The sequence below is a fragment of the Klebsiella sp. genome (assembly GCF_027492335.1).
GTDB lineage: Bacteria > Pseudomonadota > Gammaproteobacteria > Enterobacterales > Enterobacteriaceae > Klebsiella > Klebsiella huaxiensis.
Window position 1 is genome coordinate 1 of sequence record NZ_JAPUEW010000047.1, and the last position, 26,221, is coordinate 26,221.

The window sequence follows — 26,221 nt, forward strand, 5'->3', positions numbered from 1 at the left end:
GCTTTACCGGCGAGTTCGAGTGCACCAGCAAAGGCTTCACCTGCCCGAAATGCGGTAACCATGATGCCTCTCGCGTATCGGTGACCCGTCGCGTGTGCGGCTATCTCGGCAGCCCGGACGCCCGTCCGTTCAACGCCGGTAAGCAGGAAGAAGTGAAACGCCGCGTTAAGCATTTGGGTAACGGGCAGATCGGTTAATCCCGAGCGCTTTAGCCCCTCATCCTAACCCTCTCCCCACAGGGGAGAGGGAATCGCCCAGTCGCTGTTTGACCATTCGGAAGTCGTTCCCTTTACAAATGCAAAGACGCCCAACGTTTTCGCAAAGCAATTAGCGTCAGAGCAAGGCGGCAAACGAGGGAATCCCCGGGAGCGTACATTAAGTACGTGACCGGGGTGAGTGAGCGCAGCCAACGCGGCTATGGCGTTAATTGAGAAGCGAAAAATGAATTATCATCAGTACTACCCGGTAGATATTGTCAATGGCCCCGGCACCCGCTGCACCCTGTTTGTCTCCGGCTGCGTCCACGAATGCCCCGGCTGCTATAACAAAAGCACCTGGCGGCTGAATTCCGGCATGCCGTTTACTACCGAAATGGCCGATCGCATTATTGCCGACCTCAACGACACCCGCGTAAAACGCCAGGGGATCACGCTTTCCGGCGGCGACCCGCTACATCCGCAGAACGTGCCGGAGATCCTCAAGCTGGTTCAGCGCGTTCGCGCCGAGTGCCCGGGCAAAGATATTTGGGTATGGACCGGCTACAAGCTGGACGAACTCAACGCCGCGCAAATGCAGGTGGTGGATTTAATCAACGTGCTGGTTGATGGCAAATTTGTGCAGGACTTAAAAGACCCGGCGCTGATCTGGCGCGGAAGCAGCAATCAGGTTGTGCACCATCTGAGGTAGCTGCGCTACAGCCGTTTATTTGCTTTCCGGTAGACGGCTAATTTTTCTCGTTTACCCACAGCAACAACGTAAACAATCACAACTTCATCACGCACCTGATACACCAGACGATACCCCGATGCTTTCAGCTTAATTTTATAACAGTTAGGTAAGTCGCGAAGCCGTGAAGATTCGATACGAGGATTTTCCAGAACTACGGCCAACTTACTTTTGAACTGTTTTTTTACCGTATCCCCCAGCTTATGCCACTCCCGGAGCGCCCGCGGATCGAACTCCAGCTCATAGATCATCCAGGCTAACCTTGATCCCCTTCTCCGGATTTGCCAGACGTTCCCGAACGATTTGTACCAGCGCTTCTTCGCTGTCGCTGATAGTCACCGTTTTCACCGGCATCCGACCATTTTCCGCAAGGTACTGAAACAAAAGCCGGACGGCTTCAGTCGGCGTGATATCGAGTTTTTCCAGCACGGCATAAGCCTCTTTTTTGAGATTATCGTCCAGGCGAACGTTAAGTGTGGCCATTATGCCTCCAGTAAAAATAGAAATGTAATGCATTATAGCATTACGTTTGAATTACATTCATTTCTGGAAAACGCCTCTCAAAACCGGCTGACGCACTCCATCGCCACCGTTTTAAACTCATCAAAGCTGCGGGTGGCGGCAAGTCGCGCCATTGCGCGTTCGCGCAAGAAGGTGACGAAAATATCGTAGATAGCCATCGCCTCTTCATACTCGCTTTTACTGATCGCGAGCAGGAAAATGATGTGTGCCGTTTCATCGCCCCAGGCGATGCCGTGCGGCGCAATCACCGTATAGACCACAGTCTTTTTGGCCAGCAGGCCGAGGGCATGAGGCAACGCGATACCGTCGCCGAGCATAGTACTGACGATAGCTTCACGCTCTACCACCGAATCATGAAACTCCGCCCCGACAAACCCCTCCTGCTGTAGCTGTTGGCACAGCGTGGCAAACAGCGTTTGCTGGTCCATCGGCGTATCAATCACCTGAAAATGAACTTCATCAAAATACTTGTCCAGCATCCACGGCCGGGTCCTGTCCACCAGCACCAGCTTGCCGATTTGATCGAGCTGATAGTCGGTAGGAAACGGCGCGATGGTCACCACCGGCTTATCTTTTTCGCTGATGCGTACGGTGGAGATCACAAAATCTTCCGCGATCTCTTGTCGTTGCTCATACTCGCGCTGCGACAGCGTGGCGGCGATCTCCAGTTGCGGATACTTACGTTGCAGAATAGCTTCAATCATCCGCACCATCGCGTTGCTGGTATCGCACACCAGCAGCACCAGCGGCTGACGCTGATAGCCAATATTGTAGTGGCGCTCCAGCCCGACGCCGATATGCAGCACCAGAAAGCCAATCTCGTTTTCGCTGATGGCATAGGGTGTATATTTCCCCCAGCTGGACACCGCCGCCAGGGTCATATCCCACGCCATCGGATAGTGCTGCTTGATGTTATCAAGCAGCGGGTTGGGGATCATTATCTGGTAGCGTACGCGGGTGATCATGGTCTTAATATGCGTCAGCAGATCGGCGTGCAGCTGGTCGTCATTCAACAGGTTGTAGTTATATTGCTGATTGATATAACGCAGGATGTAGTTCACCAGCGCTTCATCATCATCAGCGCTGATGGTCCCCGGATCGACGTCTTGTACCTGACGCGCGGCTAAGTGCACGCACAGCCACTCCTCTTCCGCTGGCGCAAGCGGTTTATCCGCCAGTTGCTGCATGGCATTTGCCAGCTCCCGCGCAGCATCACGAACGTTATGCGCCACATCATCGGCGCTGAAATCCACCAGCGGATACCCTTCGCTCACGCGGCGCACCACTACTGCGCCGTACAGGCAGACAAAACGCTCGCCAACGTCGGTCAGGCGGATCTGGTGGCGGGTCAGCGTCTCTTGCAGTATCTGCTCCAACCGCTCCGGCACGCCGGGAGTCAGCGCTTCTTCGCTGAGCTGCGGATTCAGCGCTCCCTGCTGCGTCAACTCCCACAGCAGGTCGGTCAGACAGGCACGAATCGACACTTCGCTGCCAAACAGCTTCATACCGTGGCGTGGACGCGTCTCCAGAGTCAGCTGATAACGCTGAAAACGTTCGCGCACCTCGGCCATGTCGCCTTGCAGCGTCGCCCGGCTAACGAACCACTCATCGGCCAGATCCTCCAGCTTGATAGAAAAGGCCGAAGTCAAAAAGCGCACCAGCAAAAAGTGGATCCGATCTGCCGCTGTGCGCGGAATATGCTGCGCTTTTGGCGCGCTCTCTTCCAGGGCCTGATAGCGCAACGGATCGTTAATGACCAACTGATAACCGCTACCGCGGCTAAGAGTAAACTGCGCCCCATAGTGCAACAGCAGCTCGTTCAACGCAGTGATATCAGCGCGTACCGTCCGGGTAGAAACCGACAGCCGCTGCGCCAGCTCATCCTGCGGCAGCGTTTCGTTTTGCAGCAGGGTAAACAGCTGCGCTAAACGTGGATTGGGAAATCGCATGTCGGTTCCTTTTTCTTACGGCTCAGGGTTGAGCGGATATCACCATCTGAGATGGGCTGCCCACCGGGGTATAGTCTGGCGAAAACGTCAGCCTGCCGTCCTTCGGCGCGACGCTAAAACGGGTGATGTTGTCGCTACGCTGGTTCATGACGTAAAGCCACTGGCCCTGGTTATCCAGAGTTAAGGTGCGCGGATAGTCGCCGCGGGTCCAGATATCCTCCTGATGGCTCAGGCTACCGTCGGCCATCACCGTAAAGTGGGCGATGCTGTTATGCAGGCGGTTGGCGACGTAAAGCTGTTTACCATCCTGACTGAGGACCAGACCGGCGGCAAAGCTGGTGCCTTTATACTCTTTGGGCAGCGCGGAGACAGTTTTCCCCTCGCGTAGCAGTCCGCTTTGCTTATCAAGATGATAGAAGGTGAGCGTCGAGGCTTCTTCGTTAATCAACCATAGTCCATCACCCTGCGGTGTAAAGACAAAGTGGCGCGGGCCAGCGCCTGGGGAAGACGCGGCGATAAACGGCGGATCGTTCGGTGTCAGCTTGCCGCTGGCGTTATCCATCCGGTATTGGTAGATCCTGTCCAGCCCCAGATCGGTAGAGTAAACATATTTACCGCTGGGATCGGCGGCGATCATATGAGCATGTGGGCCGTTATGATCGCTAATCGCAAAGCTGCCTTCGACGGCTGCTGCTGGACGTTCAGCCCCTGCTGGCCCTTGATCCTGGTGGACATCTACCGATTCGCCAAGGCTGCCATCTTCTTTCACCGGCAGCACCGCGATGGTACCGCTAACGTAGTTCGCCACCAGTAGATGACGGCTATCGGGAGTCAGGGAGAGATAAACCGGCCCGGCCCCGCCGGAAGCCACCTGATTCAACTCGCTCAGTTCGCCATTGCTGCCAATGCGCCACGCCTGTACCACGCCCTTTTCTACTTCGCTGGAGGCATACAGGGTTTTCCCATCAGCTGAGACGGTGAGCTGGGCGAGGTTCGGCAGTGTGCTAACCAGGGTTTTGTCACTCAATACGCCGGTTTGTCTATCGACTGTAAAACGGTATAGACCTTCCCCGTTGGGATTGTAAGTGCCGACCCAGGCGTAGTGGGTTTGCGCAGCCACGCTGGCGGCGAGCAGAGAGAGTGAAGCAACAAGCAGGTGACGAGCGGTAGGCATAGTAACTCCTTGATGGTTCGGTGGGATGTTTCCCCTCACCCCGCCCCTCTCCCTAAGGGGACAAGGGTTAGAGTGAGGGGCAATCGGCACTACTTAACAAGCTGTTTAGTGATATCCATCAGCTGACGTACATCTGCCGGACGGGTATTACCGCTGGCTTTATCAATAATCGAACTGTAGATATGCGGGATAATTTTGCTCACTCCAGCGTCCAGCGCAATTTTCAGGATTTCGCCGTAGTTTTCCAGATCGATCCCACCAGTTGGCTCCAACCAGAAATCATGGCGGGCGCAGGCCTCGGCTACCGCAATAAACTCATCGCGATGCTTTAACCCACCCATCGGGAAGTATTTAATCGAGCTGCCGCCCATATCCTTCAACAAAGCAATCGCGGTTTCCAGAGGCACAATGCCGTCGGGTGCGCCGCTGCTCAGCGGGCCGGTTGAGATCTTCACCATACCCGGCGTGCCGGTTGGTGAGACCAGACCGTTGACCACGGTTTCGTTCTGCCCCAGCAGTGCACGACTGGTGGCCACGCCAGTGAAGACCTGATTTACGTGCTGCGGCTGCACCTGACGCGAAATTTCACTGACCATTGCCGACTGGTTCGGATCACCCGCTCCCAGCCCCACGGAAAGCGCGTTATCAATCAGCTGCGCGTACTCGCGCATATCGGCCACCGCGCTGGCGATATCGGGATAGTTTTTAGAGAGCACGCCGACCAGCACATGACCTTCCGCCGCTTCATAAATCTCGCGAGCGTTGTCTTTACTGCCCGCCAGCACGTTCAGGCAGACGCGGTCACGGTAAAATTTAGGGGTCAGTTTCATGCTTTTTTCTCCTGGTTCAGAACCTCAGCGATGCGACGGGAGACAATCTCCAGTTGCTGCGCGTTGACGCTGCGGACATCGGCTTCAATAATTCCTTCGTTAGCCTTATAGCCGCGGAAGTAGATAGCGTATTCACCCTGCTTCAGGGCGTTCACCAGCTCGCTGGTGTCCACGTCGGTCACGGCTTCATCAAATTTAATTTCAGCACGCGCGATATCGCGTCCCGCGCTGTCCCAGACCACTCGCGCAGTCACGCCGTTGAGCGTGTTGAGCTGGTTAATAAACGGCGTCATCTTCGCCACCATCTCCTCACCGCTCTCTTTGGTCGCCGTCAGGTAATGTTCGATAGCGCAGGTCAGACCAAGGATCCCCTCTTTGCCGACCTTCATCGCCCGCCCAATACCGTTCGACTGGCGTTTGACCCACTCGACGTACTGCGTTTTGCCAATCACCAACCCGCTGGTTGGCCCTTCGATGGCCTTTGCTCCACTGTAAATAACCAGATCCGCCCCCGCACGGTAATAAGCCTGTAAATCCTCTTCTGCCGCCGCATCAACGATCAGCGGCAGATTATGGAGCCGCGCCACCGCAGCCGCCTGCGCCACGTTGAGCATGCTTTTCTGCACGCAGTGGTGAGATTTGATATACAAAATCGCCGCGGTACGCGCAGTGATCGCCGACGCCAGCTGTTCGGCGGAACATTCGTTGGCGTAGCCCGCTTCCACCAGCCTGCCGCCGCCCAGCGCCACCATGGTACCCACCGGCGCGCCAAAGTTGACGTTATGACCTTTCGGCAACACGATTTCGTTGTTTTCAATCGGCGTCACGTGCAGGTTTTCCAGCAGCCAGTCGCTGTCTTTCACCAGCACTGCCGCCACCGACTGGGCAATGCCTGCTGATGCGCAGGAGACGACGGTCGCCCCTTCCACGTCCAGCAGTTTCGCGATGTAAGCTCCCGTTTTATTTACCAGGTCCTTCATCTCGAAGTACTGGTTCATGCCCGCCATCGCGGCTTCCACCACTTCCGGACGCGGCGTAGAGACGCCGAGAATGGTCATACGACCGGAGGTATTAATGACCTGCTTTAAATCGTATTTTTCAAAAATCGAAGGCATTTTCCGCGCTCCCTTGTTCGGTCAAATAGCCCTTGCCCGCGCGAATGGCGGCAAGCGGCAGCAGAATCTTGTCGGCCTGAAGACTCTCTTTTTCGGCATCCACCAGCACAGTTGGCGTCTGCGCGAGGGTGAACAGCGTGAGATCGGCGTCATAGCCCACGTCAAGCTGCCCTTTGTGCGCCAGACGAAGCCCGTCGGCGACATTTGCCGTCACGCAGTCGATAACCTGCGGTAGCGACATACCGATAGCGAGAAATTTGGACATCACCAGCGCCAGTGAGCGCACCGGGCCGTCGATGCGGTTGCGGCAGTAGATATCTGAGCTGATAGTGTGCGGCAGAATGCCCATCGCAATCGCCCGGCGCGCGACTTCAAAGCTGAAGCTGGCAGTACCGTGACCGACATCAAGGCGCACGCCGCGCTGTAAAGCCCGGGTAATCGAGCTTTTCAGCTCGCCGGACGGCGTCAGGATGCGGTTGGGTTTGCCGTTGTAGCAATGGGTAATAATGTCGCCAGAAGTCAGCAGGTCGGCGATTTCATCGAGGTTCGGCGGATTATTGCCGATATGCACCATCAGCGGCAGGTCACCATTTTCCTGCTGGATAGTCTTCGCACGCTCCAACGGCGTAATGCCGTTTTCGCCCACCACGCTGCTGCTCATCCGTGCTTTCAGGCCGACGATAAAGTTCGGGTAGCGGTTGACCGCCTGCTTCACCGCATCCGCATCAATATTCGCCATATTGGCCAGTTCGTTCTGAGCAATCAGCCCGACGCGGGAAATATTGAGCAGCGCATAAACCTCGGTCGCCGCTTTGCGAGTTAACTGATAGAAATCGTCAACGTCGTCAGCGCCGGTGCTGCCCGCGTCAACCACGGTGGTCACGCCGGTGGCAATGCCCACGCTGTCCGGATCATCGTGATAAATCGGTGAGTTCGGGTAGCAGTGGACGTGAGAGTCAATCCAGCCTGCGCTGACGTAATAGTTGCCGTCCAGTTCGACGGTTTTTCGCGAGGGCGCGCTAATCTCGCCCAGCGCCGCGATCTTTCCGTCCCGAATGGCAATATCCGTGATGGTATCGTCAACGAGGCGCGCGCGGCGCAGGAGTAAATCAAACATAGCTATCTCCTGTTAGAGCGGGCGCAAAGGCGCCCGCAGGACTTAACTAATCGCAATCGGGAAGAGGGTACCGAGGATCATCGCGCCAAGGATCGCGCCGCCGGTAATCGGCTTCTGCCAGATATAGAACAGCAGTGCGCCCAACAGAGAACCGATACCGATAGGAATCGATGCGCTCATCGCGCTGAGAATAATCAACGGTCCGAGGAAGCGGCCGGAAGCGTTCCCCGCGCCCATCATGACGTCGGCACCGTAAGTGGAGTCACTCTGGTTGATAGTGAATTTACGCGCCAGAATGATGATATAGCCAATCGCCAGGCCAATGACCAGACCGGTAACCAGGGAAGCAATAAAGTTGGTCACCGGGAACATGATGCCCGCGCCGAGCAACAGCGCCGGAACGCCCAGGCCGACGCCGGTCTGAATCGCCCCTCCGATATCCAGAATCCCCACCAGCGAGCCTTCAATAATACGAGCGAACAGGAAGCTGGCGCCAAACGCCGCCACCGCGCCGTAGGCTCCGGTATCAATTCCCGCTTTCAGCATGGCGACAAAAGCCACTTCGTTAAACGCGCCGATCCCGTACAGGTAGTACATGTGTGTCCCGGCAAATACGCCGGAAGAGAGCAGGCCAACAAAGATCGGGAACGACCAGTCGGCATACCAAAAACCTTTATTTTGTTCCATGAGAGGCTCCTGTTATTTACCGCTGAGCGAGTTGTGGATCAGTTCCAGCCAGTTCGGCACGGTCATATGGAAGGATTCAATCATCTTCATATCGAAGCCGCGGAAGAAGCCGCTCAAGACAAACAGCGCGACAATAGCAACCATCATCACCTTAGTGACGCGGTGCCAGCCGCTCTCTTCGACACCTTTACCAATCAGGATCCCCAGCACCAGTCCCGGTACGGCGTTACCCATAATCAGCTGCGCCGCGCCGCCGAAAATCGTCGCCCAGAAGCCCGATTTCTTACCCGCATCAATCGCCGCCAGCCAGAAGATAACCGGCATCACGATGTTCACCAGCAGGTTTGCCGCCGGTACCAGCACTTTGACTGCGGTTACCTGCAGCGCTTCCGGTACTGAAGAGGCGGTCAGATTAAGGAAGGTGACGACAATCATGCCGATGATGCCGCAGGAAATAGCCATCTTCCTCGGATCGTGCAGCGTTTCGCCGACGTTGCGGTTTTTGATCATCAACGCCGCCGCGCCCCAGTTGGGAATAATGCGGTGGTCGACGTCCTGAGTGAAGGAGCCTGCTGCGACGGAGGAAGCCCAGGCGTTAAAGAAGAAACCAAGGCCAAAAGAGAAGTGGGAAGCCGGATCGCCTTCACATGAATTCAGCTCGCCCAACGTACGAAATGCGCCCATCCCTTGCGTGGTGGGCGCATGAAACATACGTGCCGCTCCGGCGCCCACGCCGACGCCAACCAGGCCGCCGATGATGAGCGATTTTATTAAAATTATCAGGAACATAATCTGACCCTTTGGTAAAATCAGGTTTGCGTGACGAAATCCACTTTATCGAGATTAATGGCGGTCACGGTAACGGTGACGTTCAGCTCAACGCTGTAGGTCCGTCGTTCACGGCGCAGAAAGAAGAACAAGAACGCCTCTTTCCGTACCGCTTCTCGCGCATGAACAACCTCCACATCCTGTGGTTCAATACGCAGTAAGATGTGCGGCGACGTTTTCATTACCGCCGCCTGGACATGGTTCAGGGCATCGGCGAAAGCGCGTGTTTTGCTCTCACCTTTGCCAGTAACGCTCACCGTGGTGGTGAATTGCTCTTTCATACTCACACGCCGTATTTCTTCTTCCAGGCTTCAACCAGGCGCTCGCCCAGCTCTTCTTTATCCATAAAACCGAAGCCCAGAACGTTGTAACCTTCGTTGATAGCAGTGACGCCCTCATCAACGGAACGCATGCCATATTTTGCTTTGTAGCCGTGCTTATTCTGTGCGGTGATAGCCCCTGCTCCACCGCTGCCGCAGAAGGAGATACCGAAAGTGGCGTTTTCGGCTTTCATCATGTCGCCCAGTTTCATATCCGCGGCGACGCCCGGTACCACAACGGCGCGAGCACCGGCTTTTTCCGCACCTGCGGCAACTTTTTGTCCTTTACCCAGGCGATCGCCAATGACTACGGTGATTTGTTCCATGTTTTGCTCCTTACAGGTTTTCTTTTGCGACTTCGAAGTGGACGGACAGCAGCCAGGCTTCTTCATCTGGCAGATTGCCGAATTGCGCGACCACTTCGCGGGCCAGCATCATTGAATCTTCTGAAATCTCTTCGAACAGGCTGGCATCCACGTCCGGCAGCGGCTCGCCGCTGATTGACCGATGGGCCATCGCCCGCACGTGGGAAGTCAGCATTTGCTCCTGAACGTCGTTGGGGACGATATTGCGGCGGCTTAACAGTGCGAAGACCTGCTGCAGCATCTCGTCGGCCAGCCTTTCGGTTAGCGTGGCCTGCTCCTCTGGGACGTGTGTTACCGCTCCGTTATTCACTTGAATTACCCCGTTGATGTCTCTGGGGATAACACTAATGCCGGGGGGAAAGAGTTTGTAGCGAGTGGTTTTCCACTTCGAAGTGGAAAGAAGGACGGCAGGAGTGACTTATTTCACATAACAACAAAAAATGTATTTATATTGTGAAATTCACATGATGAATATCACAAAACTGACGTTACCGACGACGCGGAACTCACGGAATAAAAAAGAGAAAAAATGTGATGGTGGTGGAATTTTGAGATGGTTCTTCCGCCTGCGCGGAGCGACGGAACGGGTTTGGGGTTTGGTAGGCCGGGCAAGGCGTCAGACGCCGCCCGGCAGAAATACCGACTATCTAAAGACGATTAACGATATTTCTTATGGTAAGTATTACGAGTCGTTTTAAACTCTTCCGCTGCGGCCTGGGCTTCTTTGACTTTGCCTTCGTCAGCCAGCTTCAGCGCGCCGTCAATCTGGCCGATCAGCACATCAAGGCCGTGGCGATAGTCTTTCATTTCCGCGCTGTCCGAAGCTTTACCTTCCAGCTTCGGCGGCGTCTCTTTCTGGGCGTCAACCGCCGCAGTACGCATCTTATTCAGCGCCGCTTTCAGCTCACCGGCATCTGAAGTTTTCTGCACCACTTGCAGGTTCTCGGCAAGGGTATCCATGTCTTCGCCCAGATCGGCGAAGGCCGATGCCGAACCAAGCGCAAAAGCCGATACAGCCAGCATCGCTAACAGTTTTTTACGCATTGCTCACGTCCTTTTTTATTATGGAAGTATCAAGCGGGCGCGGCAGGACGCGCCCGGCACACAGGTTATTGCCCGGCGATTTTCATCTCCGGCAGCAGCACGGAACCGCACTGAATGTTGCTACGCGTTTCGATATCGTCGCCGATGGTCACGATATTACGCCACATATCTTTCAGATTTCCTGCAATGGTGATCTCACTGACGGGATACTGAATTTCGCCGTTCTCTACCCAGAAGCCGGATGCGCCGCGTGAGTAGTCGCCGGTGACGCCGCTAACACCCTGCCCCATCAGCTCAGTCACCACAAGACCGGTACCCATCTCTTTAAGCAACTTTGCAAAACTCAGGCCACGGCCGTTAATGCGCCAGTTATGGATACCGCCTGCGTGGCCGGTGCTCTTCAGCCCCAGCTTACGCGCGGAATAGTTGGTCAGCAGCCACTGGGTCAACACGCCATCTTTAATAATGTCGCGACGCTCTGTACGCACGCCTTCGCTATCAAACGGGGTGGAAGCCAGCCCTTTCAGCAGATGCGGATGCTCTTCAATGGTCAGCCAGTCCGGCAGGATTTGACTACCCAGAGCGTCGAGCAGGAAGGTGGATTTACGATAAACCGAGCCGCCGGCAATCGCTCCGACCAGGTGACCAAAAAGCCCGGTCGCCACTTCGTTGGCAAAAATCACTGGCGCTTTCATCGTCGACAGTTTACGTGGCGCCAGGCGCGATAAGGTGCGGCGGGCACACTCCTCACCGACCCATTCCGGTGATTGTAAATCTTCAAGCGCCCGGCCGATGGTGTAGGCGTAATCGCGCTCCATATCGCCGTTTTCTTCGGCAATCACGCAGCTGGAGAGCGAATGGCGAGTGGAGCAGTAGCTTTGCAGCATGCCGTGGCTGTTGCCGAACACCTTAATGCCGTAGTGGCTATTAAAGCTGCCGCCTTCGGTATTGCTGATGCGTTTATCCGCTTTCAATGCGACCTGCTCTGCACGAGAGGCCAGCTCAATCGCTTCGTCCGGGGAGACTTCCGCCGGGTGGAACAGATCGAGATCCGGAGCCTCAAAAGCCAACAGTTCTTTATCCGCCACGCCTGCGCACGGGTCCGGTGAGGTATAGCGCGCGATATCCAGCGCCGCCTGTACCGTACGGGCAATGGCCTGCGGGCTGAGGTCGGTCGAGGAGGCGCTGCCTTTGCGATTCTGGTGATAAACGGTGATGCCCAGAGCACCATCGCTATTAAATTCTACGTTCTCCACTTCACCGTAGCGGGTGCTGACGCCAATGCCGGTGGTTTTGCTGACGGAGACTTCAGCCCCGTCGGATTTGCCTGCCGCCAGTTCCAGCGCCGTGGTCACGGCCTCTTCCAGCGTCTTACGCTGCTGTGCAACTTGAGAGATGACTTTCATCGCTAATGCCATAATGTAAGAAGGAGTTAACTGAAGTCTAACAGAGAACCGTTTTTCAGTGCGCGCCTTAACTGGTAACATTAGCCTCTTTTTTAAGGAGCCTGAGATGACAAAGCAGCCCGAAGACTGGCTCGACGATGTCCCTGGTGATGACGTCGAAGATGAAGACGATGAAATTATCTGGGTCAGTAAAAGTGAAATTAAGCGCGACGCCGAAGAACTGAAGCGTCTTGGCGCGGAAATGGTAGAGCTTGGGAAAAACGCGCTGGATAAAATCCCGCTGGATACCGATCTGCGCGATGCCATTGAACTCGCCCAACGCATCAAGAAAGAAGGCCGCCGCCGCCAGATGCAGCTGATTGGCAAAATGCTGCGTAACCGCGATGTCGATCCGATTCGCCAGGCGCTGGACAAGCTGAAGAACCGCCACAACCAGCAGGTTGCGCTGTTCCACAAGCTCGAACAGATCCGCGATCGTCTGATTGATAATGGTGATGACGCCGTTGCTGAAGTACTGAACCTGTGGCCTGACGCTGACCGTCAGCAGCTGCGTTCGCTTATCCGTAACGCCAAAAAAGAGAAAGAAGGTAATAAGCCGCCGAAGTCCGCGCGTCTTATCTTCCAGTATCTGCGTGAGCTGGCCGAGAGCGAAAACTAATCCCGCAAGACTCCCCGGATTAAGGCCAGTGCCTGATCCGGGCGACTAAACCGAACGTACATCTTTTAAAATCGGTTTTAATTTTTCATTTTCATCTAGCATTGCTTCTTAACTTAACGTTTATTTCACAAAATCAGTTATCTTTTCCAGACAACCTCTCGATCTCTCTACGCTATCAGCGACTCCGCAACAAATTCAACAATCTGTTTTTATTCGATTAAATAAGAAAAACCTTCTTTAAAACGCCAACGTTAGCAGCAGTTTGCTTATCTTTGATCCACCTCTCAAAACGATTTTTGCATTTCATTCATTATTATAATGAAAAATTAATTTCATTAATACACGAAACAAGAAGTCATACGCAAGCGCACTCTGGCCAGTCAGTTCTGTTAATTAAAACCAGGCATCTGCAGTGGCGGAAGGTTTGGCGTCATTACAGTTAAGGCACATGTTTTACTTAAGAGAATTCAATCCCTTATGGAGAAAACTTATGTCACTCACCACCAGTAATGATGACCTCGACGCGCTGGTCGCCCGGGTACGAAAGGCGCAGCAGGCGTATGCGAACTTTCCTCAGGATAAAGTCGACAAAATATTCCGTGCCGCCGCTTTAGCCGCCGCTGATGCCCGCATTCCGCTGGCGAAAATGGCGGTCGCCGAGTCCGGCATGGGCATCGTGGAAGATAAAGTGATTAAAAACCACTTCGCTTCCGAATATATCTACAACGCCTATAAAGACGAAAAAACCTGCGGGGTCCTTGGCGAAGACGAAGCCTTCGGCACCATGACCATCGCCGAGCCCATTGGGCTGATCTGCGGGATCGTCCCGACCACCAATCCAACTTCTACCGCCATTTTTAAATCGCTGATTAGCCTGAAAACCCGTAACGGCATCGTCTTCTCGCCGCATCCGCGGGCGAAAAATGCCACCAACCGCGCGGCGGAAATCGTGTTGCGTGCCGCAGTCGAGGCCGGTGCGCCACCGGACATCATTGGCTGGATTAACGAACCAACCGTAGATCTGTCTAACCGCCTGATGCACCACCCGGATATCAATCTGATCCTCGCCACCGGCGGACCGGGTATGGTGAAGGCCGCCTACAGCTCCGGTAAACCAGCGATAGGCGTTGGCGCGGGTAACACCCCAGTAGTGATTGATGAAACCGCCGACGTGAAGCGGGCGGTAGCCTCGATCCTGATGTCAAAAACCTTCGATAACGGCGTGATCTGCGCTTCCGAACAGTCGGTGGTGGTGGTTGATGCCGCCTATAACGCGGTGCGCGAGCGTTTCGCCAGCCACGGCGGCTACCTGCTACAGGGAAAAGAACTGAAAGCGGTTCAGGGTATCCTGCTGAAAAACGGCGCGTTAAACGCGGCGATTGTCGGGCAGTCGGCGATTAAAATTGCCGAAATGGCCGGGATCAGCGTGCCTGCCGATACAAAAATCCTGATTGGCGAAGTTAAAGCTATCGACGACAGCGAGCCTTTTGCACATGAAAAGCTCTCCCCGACGCTGGCCATGTATCGGGCGAAAGATTTCGCCGACGCCGTGGAGAAAGCGGTGAAGCTGGTCGATATGGGCGGCATCGGCCACACCTCCTGCCTCTATACCGACCAGGATAACCAGGCCGCGCGGGTGATGACCTTTGGCGAAAAAATGAAAACCGCACGCATCCTGATTAACACCCCGACCTCCCACGGCGGCATTGGCGATCTCTATAACTTTAGTCTCGCGCCCTCCCTGACCCTGGGCTGCGGCTCCTGGGGCGGTAACTCTATCTCGGAAAACGTCGGGCCGAAGCATCTGATCAACAAGAAAACCGTGGCAAAGCGAGCTGAAAATATGCTGTGGCATAAACTTCCGAAATCCATCTATTTCCGCCGCGGCTCTCTGCCCATCGCGCTGGATGAAGTGATCACCGATGGCCATAAGCGCGCACTGATCGTCACCGACCGCTTCCTGTTCAACAACGGATACGCGGATCAGATCACTTCCGTGCTGAAAGCGGCGGGCGTCGAAACCGAAGTCTTCTTTGAAGTGGAAGCCGACCCGACGCTGACCATCGTGCGCAAAGGTGCAGAGCTGGCTAACTCCTTCAAGCCCGACGTCATCATAGCCCTGGGCGGCGGATCGCCGATGGATGCGGCGAAAATCATGTGGGTGATGTACGAGCATCCGGAAACCCACTTCGAAGAGCTGGCGCTGCGCTTTATGGATATCCGCAAGCGTATCTACACCTTCCCGAAAATGGGCGTCAAAGCCCGGATGGTGGCGATCACCACCACTTCCGGCACCGGATCGGAGGTCACGCCGTTTGCGGTGGTCACCGACGATGCCACCGGGCAGAAATATCCGCTGGCGGACTACGCACTGACCCCGGATATGGCGATTATCGACGCTAACCTGGTAATGGATATGCCGAAGTCCCTGTGCGCCTTCGGTGGTCTGGACGCAGTGACCCACGCGCTGGAAGCCTATGTTTCCGTGCTGGCCTCCGAATTCTCTGACGGTCAGGCGCTGCAGGCGCTGAAGCTGCTGAAAGCGTATCTGCCCGCTTCGTATCACGAGGGGTCGAAAAACCCGGTGGCCCGCGAGCGCGTCCATAATGCGGCAACCATCGCCGGGATCGCTTTTGCTAACGCCTTCCTCGGGGTGTGCCACTCCATGGCGCACAAGCTGGGCTCGCAGTTCCACATTCCGCACGGTCTGGCGAATGCGCTGATGATCTGCAACGTCATTCGTTATAACGCCAACGACAACCCGACCAAGCAGACGGCGTTCAGTCAGTACGACCGTCCGCAAGCCCGTCGTCGGTACGCAGAGATTGCCGATCATTTAGGCCTGAGCGCGCCGGGAGACCGCACCGCGGCGAAAATCGAAAAGCTGCTGGCGTGGCTGGAGAGTATCAAAGCCGAGCTGGGCATTCCAAAATCCATCCGCGAGGCGGGCGTGCAGGAAGCCGATTTCCTCGCCCACGTCGATAAGCTGTCCGAAGATGCCTTCGATGACCAGTGTACCGGCGCCAACCCGCGCTATCCGCTGATTTCTGAACTGAAACAGCTGTTGTTAGACAGCTATTACGGAAATAAATACGAGGAAAAATTACCGGCCGCTGCCGCAGAAAAGCCCAGCAAAGCGGAGGCCGTCGCGCAGAAATAATCAGTTAATCAACATTCAAAAGAGTGGCTGACCCGGCGGTAAGTGATTACCGCCGCTCAGAGCCAGATTTTTAGAGAAAGTCGAAAGATATCATCATGGAGAAAAATATGACTACTGTACCAAGACTGAAATATTTCGTTGATGGTCAATGGCGCGTTTCGCAGACTGAACGCTATATGGACGTCTATAACCCAAGTACCGGCGAAGTCATGGCTCAGGCCCCCTGCTGCACCGAGCAAGAAGTGCTGGATGCCGTTGCCGCGGCCCGCAAAGCCTTCCCGGCGTGGTCAGATACTCCGGCCATTAAACGCTCGCAAATTATGTTCCGCGTTCGCGAATTATTAATGCAGCATCAGGAACGCTTAACCGAGCTGGTGGCAAAAGAAAACGGTAAAGCCTGGGGCGATGCCCAGGGCGATGTCTTAAAAGCCAAAGAAGGCACCGAGCTGGCCTGTTCTATCCCCACGCTGCTGGCGGGTGAAAACCTGATGGATGCTTCCGCCGGTATTGACACCAACCTGTACCGCGAACCGATTGGCGTGTTCGCCGGTATTGTGCCGTTTAACTTCCCCGCGATGATCCCGATGGGGTGGATGGCGCCATTATGCGTCGCTTCCGGTAATACGATGGTCATTAAAGCCGCCAGCATGACGCCAATGACCTGTATGGAAATCACCAAACTCTATCAGGAAGCGGGCGTGCCGGATGGCGTAATTAACGTCGTGACCTGTTCGCGTAATGAAGCCGATATTCTGCTGACCCATCCGGACGTTAACGGCGTCTCCTTCGTCGGTTCCACCTCCGTCGGTCTGCACGTTTACTCTAAAGCAGCGGCCCATGGCAAACGCGTCCAGGCGCTGTGCGAAGCCAAAAACCACGCTCTGGTGCTGGCCGATGCGCCGATTAACCGTACCGCCGCAGGGATTATCAACGCCGCCTTCGGCTGCGCGGGTGAACGCTGCATGGCGCTGCCAGTCGTCGTGGTCCAGGAAGAGGTAGCCGATAAGCTGATTGCCGCCGTCGTCGAAAAAGCCAAACAGCTGAAAATCGGCCCCGGGTATCTGCATGATACCGATATGGGGCCGGTGATTTCTAAAGACCACAAACAGTCAGTCATCAACTGGATTAATAAAGGGATCGAAGAAGGTGCGAAGGTCGTGCTCGATGGTCGCGACATCAAAGTTCCAGGCCAGGAGAAAGGCTTCTACGTCGGGCCAACCGTGCTGGATCATGTGACCGAAGAGATGAGCGTCGGGACGCAGGAAATTTTCGGGCCGGTACTGTGCTTTAAACGGGTGAAAACCTTCGAAGAAGGTCTGCAATTAATGAACAATAACCCGTTCGCCAACGGCTCGGTTATTTTCACCCAAAGCGGCTACTACGCTCGCGAATTCCAGAAACGCACCCACGGCGGCATGGTGGGGATTAACGTCGGTATCCCGGTACCAGTTGGCGTATTCCCGTTCTCAGGCCATAAACAGTCGTTCTTCGGCGACCTGCACTGCCTGGGCAAAGACGGTGTGCGTTTCTATACCGAATCAAAATGCGTGACCTCGCGCTGGTTTGATGAAGAAGAAGCGAAACGTGAAAAAGTCGACTCCTGGGACGGTACGATTTAATCGGAAATATAAATATTATCCTAAATAATTCAAGTTGCCGGGAAACCAGCACACCAGCAACTTGATGTATGATGGGTATAGCTCCCTCCAGATATTGCTCCGGCAATATCTGGAGCATTAACAGGATTTTTTTACTCTGCACATGTCGCTGAATTTCAAATGACGAATGCACACTAAAAAAATCCTTAATATTAAATGGAGTTTCCTATGACCCAGGCCTTCTCAATTCCACGCAGTATTATTTATGGCGAAGATGCTTTAGAACATCTGTCGACGCTGAGCGGTAAAAAAGCCGCATTAGTCACCGGCGGAAGTTCAATGAAGCGTTTTGGTTTTCTGGATAAAGCCATCGGCGAACTAAATAAAGCTGGTATGGAATGCATTGTTATCGATAATGTCGAGCCCAACCCGTCCATTAAAACCGTCTGGCGCGGCGCAAAAGAGATGCTGGCTTTCGAACCGGACTGGATTGTGGCGATTGGCGGCGGTTCGGCGCTGGATGCCGCCAAGGTGATGTGGTGTTTCTATGAGCACCCAGAGTTGAAGTTTGAAGACATTATCCCCGTCGGCTCCATGCCGCCGCTGCGCAACAAAGCCCGGTTTGTGGCCATCCCCTCCACCAGCGGCAGCGCCTCTGAAATCACGGCATTCTCGGTGATTACCGATACGGCGAATCATATTAAATATCCCATTGTTGCCGCCGACCTGGTGCCGGATATCGCCATCCTCGACCCCACGATTCCTGCCAAAATGCCGCCGCACGTTACCGCTCATACCGGGATGGACGTCATGACCCATGCGCTCGAAGCTTATGTGTCCACTGCGGCCAACTCGTTTACCGATCCCTATGCCGTCGAGGCTATTCGTCTGGTGTTTGAGCATCTGGAAACCGCATACCGTTCACCTGATGATTTAAACGCGCGTATGCATATGCATAATGCCTCTGCGCTGGCGGGGATTGCCTTTACTAACGCATCATTAGGGTTAGTGCATTCGATGGCGCATAAAATAGGTGGTGAATTTGGTATTACCCATGGTCTGGCAAACGCAATTATGTTGCCTTATATCATCCAATATAATGCGAAGTTCACTAAAAAATATCGCCAGCTGGAAGAGGCCTTAGGAATAAATAATTTGATTGAGGCGCTCAATGAGCTGAATAAACGTCTGGGTATTCCGAAAACGTTAAGTCAATGTGATGAAGTTGAGATCAATGAAGTCACCTTCGTCAATGTACTCGACAGAATGAGCGGTAATGCCGTTGACGATCCGTGCACGTTAACTAACCCTAATTATCCTTCAGTTCAGGATGTGAAGGGGTTATATACCAAAGCATTTTACGGCGCATGATGTTCATCGCTCCCGTTTTTTAAGCTAAAAAATCGTTAAAGAAGGCCGCATGGGTAACCAGATCCCCTGCGGCCTTCTTGTTTCTGTAAGCATATAACATCCAACGCAAAACTAAAGCTGAATCGTTAAAGCTAAAATTGATTAAATTCACATATTTTTTAGTAACAACACATTGTTGTTACAGATTAAAGCGATCAATTCCTCATTTACAAACATGAAATAGCGTGTTTTCTCACCAGGTGAGGCACTTCACATTTTCATCATCCACTTGCCACTAAATTCCCTACATCAGCAACACAATCGATTCAGCAAAAGGAATGAGAAATGAAAAAGACATTAGCTTTGACAGCAATTGCGATGCTTATATCTGCGCCAGCCGTGGCTAAAACGTGGGTGCTGACAAGCGATGAAAGCGGCATGGATAAAGGAAACTGGCAGATAACCAGCGACCAGCTGAAGATTAAAGATCATCATTTCAGCATTGAGCAAAAAGTCCTTCACGGCGGTAAACAAGAAGGCAGCAAAATCCTTGTGATCCAGAGTAAAGACGGCCTGACTATCACTCTAAGCCCAACTCGCGGCATGAACTTGCTGAAAATCGAAGGATTCGGTTCACGAATGGGTTGGGATTCGCCGGTGAAAGAGGTGGTCAACCCGGCCTTTATTAACCTCGAAAGCCGCAACGGTCTGGGATGGCTGGAAGGTTTCAATGAGATGATGGTGCGCTGCGGCTACGAATGGACCGGTCACCCGGTGACTGCTGATGGGCAGATTTATACCCTGCATGGCAAAGTCGGTAATACGCCCGCCTCACAGGTGGAAGTTGAAGTGGCAGATACCGCGCCGTATGAAATCCGCATTCGCGGACTGGTGAAAGAGAGCACTTTCAAGAAAGCAGATTTGCAGACCATGACCGAGCTGCGCTATGTGCCCGGCAGCAACAGCTTCAGCCTGCATGATGTGTTAACCAACCATGCCGACTATCCGCATGACTATCAAATTATCTACCACAGCAACTTCGGTAAGCCGATCCTCGAAGAGGGCGCGCGTTTCCTGGCACCGATAGCCAGCATCAGTCCGTTCAATGATTATGCCAAAGCCGGTTTAAAAACGTGGCAAACCTACGCAGGCCCGACTAAAGATTTCGATGAAATGGTGTTTAATATGCAGCCGCTAGCGGACGAGAATCACCAGACACTCGCTGCAGTGGTCAATAAATCCGGAGATAAAGGGGCATCGATTCAGTTTGATACCCGCCAGCTGCCGGTGCTGACGCTGTGGAAAAATACCGATACCGAGAAACAGGGCTACGTCACCGGTATTGAGCCTGGCACCAGCTACGCCTATCCAGTGACCATTGAACGTGAACAAAAACGCGTTAAGCAGCTTCAGCCAGGGGCCAGCACCCAGTTTGACCTGACCTATACGCTGCTGCACAGCAGCGAGCAGGTGGCTGACGTTGAGAAGAAAATTGCGGCGATTCAGGGCGACACCAAAGTGGCAGAAAACGAAACGCCGATCGCGAAGGAGTAGCGCTGTTTCCCGGAGGCGGTGCTGTGCACCTCTCCGGACTACCGGTCCGCAGACGGTGATGCACCTGTAGCCACACTGCCCCGGGGCAGTGTGGCTACATTCCCGGAGGCGATGCTGCGCATCTGTCCGGGCTACAGAACTACAAAACCGTGACCACGCCAACCTGATCCATGACCACCTGACGCAAATCCTGCGCAAAGCGCTGATACTGCGCCTCATCAATCGGCTGCGGATAACTCAACACAATCAACTCATGATCGGCCATCCCTTGATGATAGGTCGGGTGGCTATGTGACCAGGTATTTGCGTAAAAGCCCATCTTTTCATAGAAGCGCAGGCGCTTGTGGGCTATCTCGCTGGTCAGCGGATCAATTTCCAGAATAGTTAGCGGTTCACGTTTGACGATTTCAGCCAATAGCTGCTTGCCGTAGCCGCGCGAACGCAGCGTATCGTCAATAGCCAGATGCTCAATATAGCTGTAATCGGCAAAACGCCAGCAGCCGCTCAGCCCGATAAACAACGCGTCGTCAAACCAGGCTTCCAGCACATAATTCTGATTGTGAAGCGCCTGCAGTTTAGCATCGGCTTCACGTTGTTCATGCCACGGAAACGCCCGACTGTACAACGCATCGAGCGCGGGAAAATAAGCGGAATTGGGGGAGGTCACTCTTTCAGGGATCAACATGACGGCACCTGGTCACAAAAGACAGCTGCCCTCACGTGGAGGGCAGCCAAACGAAGAGTATTGCTTACTCGGTCGCGGCGGCTTTTTGAGCCAGTTTATCCAGTAGCTTCTGATGGATACCGCCAAAACCGCCGTTACTCATCACCAGGATGTGATCACCCGGATGCGCCGTTTTGACAATCATATCCACCAGCGTATCAACATCAGCGCTCCAGTGAGCAGGCTGTATGCAGGCATCGGCAACTTCAGCTACCAGCCACGGAATATGCTGCGGCTGCAGCAGGAAGACTTCATCTGCACGCCCGAGAGACGGCGCCAGATCGTCTTTGCTAAGCCCCATCTTCATCGTGTTGGAACGTGGCTCAAGTACGGCAAGAATACGCGCAGTGCCGCCGACCTTGCCGCGTAATGCCTGCAGGGTCGCCAAAATAGCCGTCGGATGGTGGGCAAAGTCGTCATATACGGTAACGCCGTTGGCTTCGCCGCGCAGCTCCAGGCGACGACGGGCATTGATAAAGCTGCCCAGCGCATTGGCCGCGTCAGCAGGCAGCACGCCCACATGACGGGCAGCGGCAATCGCCATCAGGCCGTTATGCATATTATGCTCTCCGACCAGCGCCCATTTCACTTCACCGACTTTCTCGCCGTCCAACCACACTTCCCATGAGGAAGCATCGGTGGTGAGTTTTTTCGCCTGCCAGTGGCCCTGCTCGCCGACCAGCTCCTGTTCGCTCCAGCAGCCCATCGCCATCGTCTGTTTTAGATTGATGTCGTTTTCCGGCAGGATAATCTTGCCTTTGCCCGGCACGATTCGTACCAGGTGATGGAACTGTTTCTGAATCGCTTTCAGGTCGTCAAAAATATCCGCATGATCAAACTCAAGGTTGTTGAGAATCAGCGTGCGCGGGCAGTAATGAACAAACTTGGAGCGTTTATCAAAGAAAGCGCAGTCGTATTCATCGGCTTCAATCACGAAAAATGGGCTGTCGCCAAGTCGCGCGGAAACATCAAAGTTACCCGGTACGCCGCCGATGACAAATCCCGGCTTATAGCCGCAGACTTCGAGGATCCAGGTCGCCATTCCGGCAGTGGTGGTTTTTCCGTGCGTCCCGGCTACCGCCAGCACCCAACGATCGCGCAGCACAAAATCATGCAGCCACTGCGGCCCGGACATGTACGGAATGTTGTTTTCCAGCACCGCTTCCACGCATGGATTACCGCGCGTCATCGCGTTACCGATGATCACCAGATCCGGTTGAGGATCCAGCTGGCTGGCATCATATCCTTGAATTAACTCAATTCCCTGGTTTTCCAGCAGGGTACTCATTGGCGGATAAACGTTCGCATCCGACCCCGTTACCTCATGACCGAGGGAACGTGCCAGCATCGCCAGCCCCCCCATAAACGTGCCACAGATTCCTAAAATATGAATGCGCATTCGTCATTTCCTTCTCTTATCTGAAGCACAGTTTACCGGGATGTGGGGGGGGAAAGAAATGCATTTCAGGCGAATCCGTATTTTGCTGGCGCGATTCACCTGTGCGAGATTTTTTATTCTTTGTTAAGATTGTTGCGTTCGTTTTACTTCACATAAACATGCAGGGAACGGGTTATGAAAACGTTAGGTGAATTTATTGTCGAAAAGCAGCACGAATTCTCTCACGCGACTGGCGAGCTGACTTCGTTATTATCGGCAATAAAGTTAGGCGCCAAGATCATCCACCGCGATATCAACAAGGCCGGTCTGGTCGATATCCTGGGTGCCAGCGGTGCTGAAAACGTTCAGGGCGAGGTGCAGCAAAAACTCGACCTGTTTGCTAATGAAAAATTAAAAGCAGCACTGAAAGCACGCGATATTGTCGCCGGGATCGCCTCCGAAGAAGAAGATGAAATTGTCGTCTTTGAAGGATGTGAGCACGCTAAATACGTGGTGCTGATGGACCCTCTGGATGGATCTTCTAACATCGACGTTAACGTCTCCGTCGGAACGATTTTCTCTATCTACCGCCGCGTCACGCCGGTAGGTACACCTGTTACCGAAGAAGATTTTCTGCAACCGGGCAGCAAACAGGTCGCTGCAGGCTATGTGGTTTATGGTTCATCGACCATGTTGGTCTATACCACAGGCTGCGGCGTTCACGCCTTCACCTATGACCCGTCTCTTGGCGTCTTCTGCCTGTCCCAGGAGCGCATGCGCTTCCCGGAAAAGGGCAACACCTACTCCATCAACGAAGGTAACTACATCAAGTTCCCGATGGGTGTGAAGAAGTACATTAAATATTGCCAGGAAGAAGATATCGGAACCCAGCGCCCGTACACCTCGCGCTATATCGGCTCTCTGGTGGCGGATTTCCACCGCAACCTGCTCAAAGGCGGCATCTATCTTTACCCAAGCACCGCCAGCCACCCGGATGGTAAGCTACGTCTGCTGTACGAATGCAACCCGATGGCGTTCCTTGCGGAACAGGCGGGCGGCAAGGCCAGCGACGGTAAAGAGCGCATTCTGGATATCATCCCGGAAAGCCTGCACCAGCGCCGTTCCTTCTTCGTCGGCAACAACCATATGGTTGAAGACGTTGAGAACTTAATTAAAGAGTTCCCGGACGCGTAATCAGCTCGAAGATACCCCCTCTCCCCTGTGGGGAGAGGGTTAGCCCCAAATCACGCCACGCTATAGCGCTGAATCAACGTCTGCAACGTATTCTTCAGTACCGCGCTGCGCGCCTCCCCCAACTCACTTAGCACGCTCTCTTCAAAGCGCGCAGCCTCAGTGTTCAGCTCGCGCACCAGCCGACGCCCTTCCTCCGTCACCGTCACCCAACTCTGCCGCCGATCGCCGCTCTGGCTTTCACAGCGTTCAACCTGTTGCTGTTTCTCCAGCCGATGCAGCAGTCGGGTAATGGTCGGCTGCTTGCTCACCGTTTTTAACGCCAGCTCGCTGACGCTGGTCGGCCCATTGCCTTCCAGCACTGACAGCACGCGCCACTCCAGCACCGAGAAGCCGCGCGCCTCCACTACCGTGTGGAACTCCGATGACACCACCAGCCACGCTTGCCCCAGCAGCGCCGGTAAATAGCTGTTAATGAATGTCGGTGAACCTGACATCGGTACCTCCTGCGGTTAATAGCGCCCGGACAGCAGCGAACCAAAGCCCGGCACCCTGGTATCCAGGCGCAGACGGTTGAGCATCATCCAGGTGGTGGCGACGGACGACGAGATCACCGGCAGTCCCACGCGATCCTCGATCAGTTGGATAGAGGGCAGCGACGGCATCTGAACACAGGCCGAGGCGACAATCGCATCAACATTGGTATTGAGCTTTTTAGTCAGCTCAACCGGTGCCAGCGGATTCTGGCGGCCCACTTCGAGGTTATCCGGGATCTCCAGCGACAGGCTATCCACCACTTCGATCCCTTCATTTTCAATGTAGTCGATCACCAGTTGCGTCAGCGGCTTCATATACGGCGTGAGGATCGATACCCGCTTCGCGCCAATCGCCTGTAACCCTTCCACTAGCGCGCCCGCGCTGGTAATCACTGGCGACGGATGGCCGTTTTCCACGGTCCGCGCGTGCAGACGCTCTTCGGAAATGCGGTGGTAGCCTTTACCCATACTCATGATGGCCACCAGGCACGCGTAGCCCAGCACGTCCACAGCGGCGTCGGACAGTTCCAGCGCGCAGCGATCGCTGTCCGCATCCATCGCCGACAATTCCTCTTTTGACACCTTCTTCATGCGCATCCGGCTGGAGTGGAAGGTAAAACGCTCCGGGGCGATCGCCTCTCTGGCGCGCAGGATCGCCGGGATCTCCGTCTCCATGGTGGTGTTCGACGACGGTACAATCTGGCCAATACGGAAATGGCGTGAAGTCTGCATTAGTTTTGCTCCTGGAACGGCTCCGCCGCTTCATTCTGGCCGCTAAAATCCAGTGAACTCTCAACGGAGTCATGGAAGGTCGCCGCGTTCTGGGCGCGACGGTTGACCTGTAAATCAAAAATATCGAAACGGTTATAGTGGCCGGTGATGTCGTGCATCTGCCGCGGCTGAATACAGCGGTTGAGGTCAATCTCGGCGTAGACGATGCCTTCTTTATCAATCAGCGGTTCGCCCACTACGCGTCCGTCCGGGCCAATCACCCCGGAGAAGGCGCTATTCGGCCGCGCCAGCAATTCACGCGCTTCGGGATGGGTTTGTGCCATTGCCTCAACGATCTCTTCGCTAACGGTCGAACAAGCGATCACTGTAAACACCTTGCCCTCAAAGCAGTGCGCCGAGGCGCGCAGGCGAATAGCCTCCGCCATGTCGTAATCCTTCGGCGCCACCGGCAGCGCGATATAGCTGGCCACGTGCACCAGCTCGCCCTGCGCCAGCAGCGAGAAGCGTGCCAGCGTGTTGGTGTTCTCGCCGCAGGCCAGCGCCCCCAGCGGGCCGATGCTGGTTTTGTGCACTCGCAGCGACGACGCGTCGCCGTTGGCCCACGTCAGTTTTTCCGCCCAGGTCGGCACCAGTTTGCGATGGCGGCCAATAATTTTGCCTTCGTCGTTGATGGTCACCAGCGTGTTATAGAGCGTGGCGATACTCTGCGGATGGCGCTCGTTGACGCCAATCACCACGTTCACCTTATGGCGCGCGGCAGCCTGGGCGATTTTACGAATCTCCGGCCCGGGAACTTCAATCGCGCTACGGCACAGCTTTTCAAACCACGGGCTGCCTTCCACCGGGTTCATCACCCAGCTCCAGTACGGATAACCGGCGATAAACACTTCCGGGAAGGCCACCAGCTTCGCGCCGTTGCTTGCCGCTTCGGCAATCAGGCGGCAGGCTTTATCAACGGTGGCGTCAGTGTCGAGAAACACCGGCGAGGCCTGTACGGCTGCGGCGGTAAATTTGGCTAATTCCAGCATCAATCGTTCT

At 54.6% G+C, this 26,221-nt stretch carries 27 protein-coding genes; 8 read left to right on the forward strand and 19 right to left on the reverse strand.

Annotation, left to right across the window (positions count from 1 at the left end; translation table 11 throughout):
• Together nrdD and nrdG are read left to right on the forward strand one after the other, a co-directional pair.
• A partial coding sequence (gene nrdD, locus QVF11_RS13585; protein WP_287857465.1) for an anaerobic ribonucleoside-triphosphate reductase occupies positions 1-197 on the forward strand: 197 nt, incomplete at its 5' end.
• A gap of 244 nt (positions 198-441) precedes the next feature.
• Complete coding sequence (nrdG, locus tag QVF11_RS13590) at positions 442-906, forward strand: anaerobic ribonucleoside-triphosphate reductase-activating protein (RefSeq protein ID WP_112216290.1); 465 nt, start codon at positions 442-444, stop codon at positions 904-906.
• Between the two features lie 5 nt (positions 907-911).
• Here nrdG and QVF11_RS13595 read toward each other — a convergent pair whose 3' ends face one another.
• The 14 genes from QVF11_RS13595 to pmbA form a co-directional block, all read right to left on the reverse strand.
• Entirely contained in the window at positions 912-1,196 is a 285-nt protein-coding gene (locus tag QVF11_RS13595) for a type II toxin-antitoxin system RelE family toxin (RefSeq protein ID WP_287857468.1), read from the reverse strand.
• Entirely contained in the window at positions 1,186-1,428 is a 243-nt protein-coding gene (locus QVF11_RS13600) for a type II toxin-antitoxin system RelB/DinJ family antitoxin (protein WP_287857470.1), read from the reverse strand. The genes QVF11_RS13595 and QVF11_RS13600 overlap by 11 nt, the downstream gene beginning before the upstream one ends.
• Positions 1,429-1,505: 77 nt before the next feature.
• The gene (locus QVF11_RS13605) at positions 1,506-3,416 is read right to left on the reverse strand and encodes a BglG family transcription antiterminator (RefSeq protein WP_287857472.1); all 1,911 of its coding nucleotides are present in this window, start codon (positions 3,414-3,416) and stop codon (positions 1,506-1,508) included.
• A 22-nt stretch (positions 3,417-3,438) separates the two neighbouring features.
• Positions 3,439-4,590: a lactonase family protein gene (locus QVF11_RS13610; RefSeq protein WP_142512838.1), complete on the reverse strand. Its 1,152-nt coding sequence runs from the start codon at positions 4,588-4,590 to the stop codon at positions 3,439-3,441.
• A gap of 89 nt (positions 4,591-4,679) precedes the next feature.
• Positions 4,680-5,420, reverse strand: coding sequence for a 2-dehydro-3-deoxy-phosphogluconate aldolase (gene dagF / locus QVF11_RS13615; protein WP_112216252.1), 741 nt, complete (start codon positions 5,418-5,420; stop codon positions 4,680-4,682).
• Entirely contained in the window at positions 5,417-6,535 is a 1,119-nt protein-coding gene (locus QVF11_RS13620; RefSeq protein ID WP_287857476.1) for a DgaE family pyridoxal phosphate-dependent ammonia lyase, read from the reverse strand. The genes dagF and QVF11_RS13620 overlap by 4 nt, the downstream gene beginning before the upstream one ends.
• A complete protein-coding gene (locus QVF11_RS13625) occupies positions 6,519-7,652 on the reverse strand; it encodes an amidohydrolase/deacetylase family metallohydrolase (protein WP_287857478.1) in 1,134 nt (377 codons plus the stop codon). Before QVF11_RS13625 ends, QVF11_RS13620 begins: the two co-directional genes overlap by 17 nt.
• 42 nt (positions 7,653-7,694) lie before the next feature.
• Complete coding sequence (locus tag QVF11_RS13630) at positions 7,695-8,339, reverse strand: DUF4310 family protein (RefSeq protein WP_112216249.1); 645 nt, start codon at positions 8,337-8,339, stop codon at positions 7,695-7,697.
• A 12-nt stretch (positions 8,340-8,351) separates the two neighbouring features.
• Complete coding sequence (locus QVF11_RS13635) at positions 8,352-9,128, reverse strand: DUF4311 domain-containing protein (protein ID WP_112216248.1); 777 nt, start codon at positions 9,126-9,128, stop codon at positions 8,352-8,354.
• Between the two features lie 20 nt (positions 9,129-9,148).
• Entirely contained in the window at positions 9,149-9,448 is a 300-nt protein-coding gene (locus QVF11_RS13640; protein ID WP_004108982.1) for a DUF4312 family protein, read from the reverse strand.
• Between the two features lie 2 nt (positions 9,449-9,450).
• Positions 9,451-9,813 carry an SFCGS family glycine-rich protein gene (locus QVF11_RS13645; RefSeq protein WP_110276583.1) on the reverse strand — a complete coding sequence of 121 codons (363 nt, stop codon included), beginning with the start codon at positions 9,811-9,813 and terminating at the stop codon, positions 9,451-9,453.
• Positions 9,814-9,823: 10 nt separating this feature from the next.
• Positions 9,824-10,162 (reverse strand): glycine dehydrogenase, encoded by a 339-nt coding sequence (locus QVF11_RS13650; protein ID WP_110276582.1) that lies wholly within the window; start codon positions 10,160-10,162, stop codon positions 9,824-9,826.
• 347 nt (positions 10,163-10,509) lie between these two features.
• Positions 10,510-10,896: a cytochrome b562 gene (gene cybC, locus QVF11_RS13655; RefSeq protein WP_112216247.1), complete on the reverse strand. Its 387-nt coding sequence runs from the start codon at positions 10,894-10,896 to the stop codon at positions 10,510-10,512.
• A gap of 65 nt (positions 10,897-10,961) precedes the next feature.
• Positions 10,962-12,314: a metalloprotease PmbA gene (gene pmbA, locus QVF11_RS13660; protein ID WP_112216246.1), complete on the reverse strand. Its 1,353-nt coding sequence runs from the start codon at positions 12,312-12,314 to the stop codon at positions 10,962-10,964.
• Between the two features lie 94 nt (positions 12,315-12,408).
• On the opposite strand from pmbA, the gene yjgA reads away from it, so the two are divergent.
• The 5 genes from yjgA (at position 12,409) to QVF11_RS13685 (ending at position 20,622) form a co-directional block, all read left to right on the forward strand.
• Complete coding sequence (gene yjgA, locus QVF11_RS13665) at positions 12,409-12,960, forward strand: ribosome biogenesis factor YjgA (RefSeq protein ID WP_112216245.1); 552 nt, start codon at positions 12,409-12,411, stop codon at positions 12,958-12,960.
• 490 nt (positions 12,961-13,450) lie between these two features.
• Entirely contained in the window at positions 13,451-16,120 is a 2,670-nt protein-coding gene (gene adhE, locus QVF11_RS13670) for a bifunctional acetaldehyde-CoA/alcohol dehydrogenase (protein WP_287857486.1), read from the forward strand.
• 107 nt (positions 16,121-16,227) lie between these two features.
• A complete protein-coding gene (locus tag QVF11_RS13675) occupies positions 16,228-17,739 on the forward strand; it encodes a CoA-acylating methylmalonate-semialdehyde dehydrogenase (RefSeq protein WP_112216704.1) in 1,512 nt (503 codons plus the stop codon).
• A gap of 207 nt (positions 17,740-17,946) precedes the next feature.
• Positions 17,947-19,089 (forward strand): iron-containing alcohol dehydrogenase, encoded by a 1,143-nt coding sequence (locus QVF11_RS13680; protein ID WP_112216705.1) that lies wholly within the window; start codon positions 17,947-17,949, stop codon positions 19,087-19,089.
• Between the two features lie 324 nt (positions 19,090-19,413).
• Positions 19,414-20,622 (forward strand): aldose 1-epimerase family protein, encoded by a 1,209-nt coding sequence (locus QVF11_RS13685; protein ID WP_287857489.1) that lies wholly within the window; start codon positions 19,414-19,416, stop codon positions 20,620-20,622.
• A 139-nt stretch (positions 20,623-20,761) separates the two neighbouring features.
• Here the strand turns inward: QVF11_RS13685 and QVF11_RS13690 are convergent, their stop codons facing one another.
• Both QVF11_RS13690 and mpl read right to left on the reverse strand, forming a co-directional pair.
• Positions 20,762-21,307, reverse strand: coding sequence for a GNAT family N-acetyltransferase (locus QVF11_RS13690; protein ID WP_287857491.1), 546 nt, complete (start codon positions 21,305-21,307; stop codon positions 20,762-20,764).
• Between the two features lie 64 nt (positions 21,308-21,371).
• The gene (mpl, locus tag QVF11_RS13695) at positions 21,372-22,745 is read right to left on the reverse strand and encodes a UDP-N-acetylmuramate:L-alanyl-gamma-D-glutamyl-meso-diaminopimelate ligase (protein WP_112216708.1); all 1,374 of its coding nucleotides are present in this window, start codon (positions 22,743-22,745) and stop codon (positions 21,372-21,374) included.
• Between the two features lie 174 nt (positions 22,746-22,919).
• Between mpl and fbp the strand changes: the two genes are divergently transcribed.
• Positions 22,920-23,918: a class 1 fructose-bisphosphatase gene (fbp, locus tag QVF11_RS13700; protein ID WP_110274397.1), complete on the forward strand. Its 999-nt coding sequence runs from the start codon at positions 22,920-22,922 to the stop codon at positions 23,916-23,918.
• A gap of 50 nt (positions 23,919-23,968) precedes the next feature.
• On the opposite strand, the gene QVF11_RS13705 is transcribed toward fbp, so the two are convergent.
• Genes QVF11_RS13705 through QVF11_RS13715 form a run of 3 tightly spaced genes read right to left on the reverse strand, consistent with a single transcriptional unit; the run spans position 23,969 to position 26,211 of the window.
• Entirely contained in the window at positions 23,969-24,412 is a 444-nt protein-coding gene (locus QVF11_RS13705; protein ID WP_110274398.1) for a MarR family winged helix-turn-helix transcriptional regulator, read from the reverse strand.
• A gap of 15 nt (positions 24,413-24,427) precedes the next feature.
• Positions 24,428-25,183: a maleate cis-trans isomerase family protein gene (locus tag QVF11_RS13710; protein WP_142514507.1), complete on the reverse strand. Its 756-nt coding sequence runs from the start codon at positions 25,181-25,183 to the stop codon at positions 24,428-24,430.
• Positions 25,183-26,211 carry a carbon-nitrogen hydrolase family protein gene (locus QVF11_RS13715; RefSeq protein ID WP_112216711.1) on the reverse strand — a complete coding sequence of 343 codons (1,029 nt, stop codon included), beginning with the start codon at positions 26,209-26,211 and terminating at the stop codon, positions 25,183-25,185. The genes QVF11_RS13710 and QVF11_RS13715 overlap by 1 nt, the downstream gene beginning before the upstream one ends.
• Positions 26,212-26,221 lie beyond the last annotated feature (10 nt).

Excerpts from the sequence above, each read along its gene's own strand:
- nrdG (WP_112216290.1), top strand. The coding sequence starts at position 442 with ATGAATTATCATCAGTACTACCCGGTAGATATTGTCAATGGCCCCGGC.
- QVF11_RS13595 (WP_287857468.1), bottom strand. The coding sequence starts at position 1,196 with ATGATCTATGAGCTGGAGTTCGATCCGCGGGCGCTCCGGGAGTGGCAT.
- QVF11_RS13600 (WP_287857470.1), bottom strand. The coding sequence starts at position 1,428 with ATGGCCACACTTAACGTTCGCCTGGACGATAATCTCAAAAAAGAGGCT.
- QVF11_RS13605 (WP_287857472.1), bottom strand. The coding sequence starts at position 3,416 with ATGCGATTTCCCAATCCACGTTTAGCGCAGCTGTTTACCCTGCTGCAA.
- QVF11_RS13610 (WP_142512838.1), bottom strand. The coding sequence starts at position 4,590 with ATGCCTACCGCTCGTCACCTGCTTGTTGCTTCACTCTCTCTGCTCGCC.
- dagF (WP_112216252.1), bottom strand. The coding sequence starts at position 5,420 with ATGAAACTGACCCCTAAATTTTACCGTGACCGCGTCTGCCTGAACGTG.
- QVF11_RS13620 (WP_287857476.1), bottom strand. The coding sequence starts at position 6,535 with ATGCCTTCGATTTTTGAAAAATACGATTTAAAGCAGGTCATTAATACC.
- QVF11_RS13625 (WP_287857478.1), bottom strand. The coding sequence starts at position 7,652 with ATGTTTGATTTACTCCTGCGCCGCGCGCGCCTCGTTGACGATACCATC.
- QVF11_RS13630 (WP_112216249.1), bottom strand. The coding sequence starts at position 8,339 with ATGGAACAAAATAAAGGTTTTTGGTATGCCGACTGGTCGTTCCCGATC.
- QVF11_RS13635 (WP_112216248.1), bottom strand. The coding sequence starts at position 9,128 with ATGTTCCTGATAATTTTAATAAAATCGCTCATCATCGGCGGCCTGGTT.
- QVF11_RS13640 (WP_004108982.1), bottom strand. The coding sequence starts at position 9,448 with ATGAAAGAGCAATTCACCACCACGGTGAGCGTTACTGGCAAAGGTGAG.
- QVF11_RS13645 (WP_110276583.1), bottom strand. The coding sequence starts at position 9,813 with ATGGAACAAATCACCGTAGTCATTGGCGATCGCCTGGGTAAAGGACAA.
- cybC (WP_112216247.1), bottom strand. The coding sequence starts at position 10,896 with ATGCGTAAAAAACTGTTAGCGATGCTGGCTGTATCGGCTTTTGCGCTT.
- pmbA (WP_112216246.1), bottom strand. The coding sequence starts at position 12,314 with ATGGCATTAGCGATGAAAGTCATCTCTCAAGTTGCACAGCAGCGTAAG.
- yjgA (WP_112216245.1), top strand. The coding sequence starts at position 12,409 with ATGACAAAGCAGCCCGAAGACTGGCTCGACGATGTCCCTGGTGATGAC.
- adhE (WP_287857486.1), top strand. The coding sequence starts at position 13,451 with ATGTCACTCACCACCAGTAATGATGACCTCGACGCGCTGGTCGCCCGG.
- QVF11_RS13675 (WP_112216704.1), top strand. The coding sequence starts at position 16,228 with ATGACTACTGTACCAAGACTGAAATATTTCGTTGATGGTCAATGGCGC.
- QVF11_RS13680 (WP_112216705.1), top strand. The coding sequence starts at position 17,947 with ATGACCCAGGCCTTCTCAATTCCACGCAGTATTATTTATGGCGAAGAT.
- QVF11_RS13685 (WP_287857489.1), top strand. The coding sequence starts at position 19,414 with ATGAAAAAGACATTAGCTTTGACAGCAATTGCGATGCTTATATCTGCG.
- QVF11_RS13690 (WP_287857491.1), bottom strand. The coding sequence starts at position 21,307 with ATGTTGATCCCTGAAAGAGTGACCTCCCCCAATTCCGCTTATTTTCCC.
- mpl (WP_112216708.1), bottom strand. The coding sequence starts at position 22,745 with ATGCGCATTCATATTTTAGGAATCTGTGGCACGTTTATGGGGGGGCTG.
- fbp (WP_110274397.1), top strand. The coding sequence starts at position 22,920 with ATGAAAACGTTAGGTGAATTTATTGTCGAAAAGCAGCACGAATTCTCT.
- QVF11_RS13705 (WP_110274398.1), bottom strand. The coding sequence starts at position 24,412 with ATGTCAGGTTCACCGACATTCATTAACAGCTATTTACCGGCGCTGCTG.
- QVF11_RS13710 (WP_142514507.1), bottom strand. The coding sequence starts at position 25,183 with ATGCAGACTTCACGCCATTTCCGTATTGGCCAGATTGTACCGTCGTCG.
- QVF11_RS13715 (WP_112216711.1), bottom strand. The coding sequence starts at position 26,211 with ATGCTGGAATTAGCCAAATTTACCGCCGCAGCCGTACAGGCCTCGCCG.